Source organism: Mycobacterium sp., assembly GCF_032161845.1.
Taxonomy (GTDB): domain Bacteria; phylum Actinomycetota; class Actinomycetes; order Mycobacteriales; family Mycobacteriaceae; genus Mycobacterium.
Window position 1 is genome coordinate 1 of the sequence record NZ_JAVRQA010000343.1, and the last position, 2,882, is coordinate 2,882.

The 2,882-nt window shown below is 66.3% G+C and carries 2 protein-coding genes; one reads left to right on the plus strand and one right to left on the minus strand.

The window, feature by feature from the left end:
• Window positions 1–103: 103 nt before the first annotated feature.
• On the plus strand, window positions 104–1,741 hold the full coding sequence (locus tag QOD90_RS18455) for a class I adenylate-forming enzyme family protein (RefSeq protein ID WP_526352276.1): 1,638 nt from the start codon (window positions 104–106) through the stop codon (window positions 1,739–1,741).
• Between the two features lie 564 nt (window positions 1,742–2,305).
• Here the strand turns inward: QOD90_RS18455 and QOD90_RS18460 are convergent.
• Window positions 2,306–2,882 (minus strand): enoyl-CoA hydratase/isomerase family protein (locus QOD90_RS18460; protein ID WP_526352277.1); only part of this gene is annotated, 577 nt, incomplete at its 5' end.

The following is a 2,882-nucleotide window of genomic DNA, read 5'->3' on the forward strand; positions in this document are numbered from 1 at the left end:
TCCGCGAACACTGGCCACGGTTCGACGTCGATACCGATGGCCTACAGCGGGTGACGATGTCCAACGTCGCCGGCTACTCCCACATCCCGGTGCACGTGCGCTGATGGCCGCGGCGCAGCCCGCCGAGCCCGCCGAGCCCGACGCGTTGCCGGCCAGCATTCCCGAACTGCTGGCGTTGCGGCGCGCACACTCGGACGGCGAATTTCTGGTCACCGACCATGAGCGGCTCAGCTTCGCCGAAGCCGACGAGGAGTCGCAGGTGCTGGCAGATGCACTACTGGCCAGCGGGGTGGGCAAGGGAACGAGGGTCGGGATCCTATTCCCCAACTGCGCACAGTGGATCATCTCGTGGTTGGCCGCGGCCCGCATCGGTGCGCTGACCGTCCCCCTGTCGACCTTCGCGCCGGGCGCCGAACTCGCCAGGTTGCTGCGCCACACCGATACGCAGGTCGTGCTGATGGGCCGCTCGATCGCCGGGCGCGACCTCGTCGACCGGTTGACCGAGGCCCTGCCCGGTCTGGCCGACAGCGACACGGCCATCGCCCTTCCCGACGTCCCCTACCTGCGCCGCGTGCACGTCAGGCCCGACTGCGACCAACCGTGGGCGACACCGTGGCCCGGCACCACGAAACCGGTTGTGTCCCTGGTAAGTTCAGCTGAGAAGGAGGTTCGACCGGCCGACGATCTCGTCCTCGTCACCACGTCCGGGACGACGGCGCTGCCGAAGTCCGTCGCGCATACCCACGGCAGCCTGGTGCGCCACGCCTACCTCCTGGCCCACCACCGCGGCGTCACTGCGGCCGACCGCGTCTATTCTCCGATGCCGTTCTTCTGGGTGGGCGGCCTGACGATGGTTGTGCTGCAGGCACTCTCGACCGGCGCGGCGGTCCTGGCCCAGGACGTGTTCGAACCCGGTGCCACGCTGGCGCTGCTCGAGCGCGAACGGGCGACCTACGTTTCGTGCTGGGCGCAGGCCAGTCAGGCCATGACGGATCATCCCGACTTCGCCAAGCGCGACCTCTCGAGTGTTCGCGGCGGCACCATGCTGGAGGCACTGCCGCCAGAGCGGCGGCCCAGCGAACCCGAGCTGACGCCCAACCTGCTGGGCATGACCGAGACCGGGGGGCCGCACACCATGGTCGAGGTGCCCGACTCCCCGCTGCCGACCGAACGGCGGGGCTCCTTCGGGATCCCGCTGCCCGGGGTGGTGCAGCACCGGATCGTCGACACCAGCGGGGTCGAGCTGTCGCCCGGGCAGCATGGCGAGCTCGAGGTTCGCGGCCAGATACTCATGAGCGGGATCTACAAACTGGAACGCCACCAGGTGTTCAGTCCTGACGGCTGGTATCCGACCGGCGACCGCGGATGGTTTGACGACGCCGGGCATCTGCACTTCACCGGCCGTGCCAGCGCGCTCATCAAGACCGCGGGCTCGAATGTCTCACCGGCCGAGGTCGAATCGGTACTGGACGCGATGCCCGGGGTGCTGCACAGCTTCGTCGTCGGCCTCCCGCATCCGGTACGCGGCGAAGTCGTCGCGGCCGCCGTCGTGCCCTCGCACGGAGTGACGCTGGCCGTCGGTGCCGTCATCGCCCACGCCCGGCGCAACCTGTCAGGGTTCAAGGTTCCGACGGTGGTCGAGGTGCTCGCCGAGACCGAGCTACCGATGCTGCCCACCGGCAAACTCGACCGTCAGGGACTGGTCGGGTTGTTGTCGGCGGACCGGCTTCAGCCTGACTAGGAAAGGAATGCCATGGATTTCACAGCCTTCCGTCTGAGCGATGACGAACGAATGCAACTTCTTGCAGTGCCGACGGAATGCACCGTCGGGTAGCTCAACAGCGACGGTTGGCCGGTGTCGGCATTCCTAACCTACGTGTTTGAGCGTGATGCATTCTGGGTGACGTCCTTCCGCGACCGTCCCCGCGTCGACAGTCTAGTCGCGGACCCCCGAAGCACCGTCGCAGTTTCCAGCGCGGGTATACCACTCGGTCATGGCCGGATGATCAGTGCCCGCACGTCGGCAGTCGTGCACGATGACGTGTCCACAGCCGAATGGTTCTACCCACAGTTCTGCAAAATGGCCGGCTTGGACGCAGCGGCGTTGGCCCGGCAGGACCGCGTCGTCATCGAGCTTCGTCCGCAAGCGTGGAACAGCTTTGACGGCAAGCAAATGCTCCGCCGATAGTCAGCTCCAATGAGCCATCAGCCCGGCTTGCCGCAATCAGGGCAATGTTGAGGGTTCAGTGGAACATTCGGTTTGGCGGCTTGGCCAAGAGTGTTGCGAATCGGTCGGCGGGGATACTCACTTGTCCCGGCCCGCTGCCTTCATCCGTTCCAGGTCGGCCATCACGACGGTCTTCCCACCGGTCGCGGCCAGCGCCCTGGTGTGCCCGAGGTGATGCATGTCGAAGCACGATTCGATCGCCGTCGAGAAGCCCATGGTGTCGAGAGTCTGGTTGACGGCGCGCTTGGCCAGCCGAAGCGCCCATGGGTCGGTCTGGGCCACCCGATGCGCGAGATCCATTGTGAAGGAGCGTAATTCATCGAGCGGGACGATGTGGTTGACCATCCCGGAGCGCAGCGCCTCCTCGGCGGACACCGAACTCGCGGTGAACAGCATCTCCTTTGCCTTGCGCGCCCCGAATTCCCAAGTGTGAGCGTGGTACTCGATACCCATGATGCCCATCAGGCCCACCGGGTCGGAGAACTGTGCGTTGTCCGCGGCGACGATGAGGTCGCACGGCCAGCACAGCATCAGCCCGGCCGCGATGCACTTGCCCTGCACCGCGGCGATGGTCGGCTTGGGGATGTCGCGCCAGCGCTTGGCGTACTCGAGATATCCCCTTGTCTCCCAGTCATAGTAGTCCTCTGCGATGAGC

Coding starts and splice junctions, on each gene's coding strand:
- QOD90_RS18455 (WP_526352276.1), top strand. CDS start 104: ATGGCCGCGGCGCAGCCCGCCGAGCCCGCCGAGCCCGACGCGTTGCCG.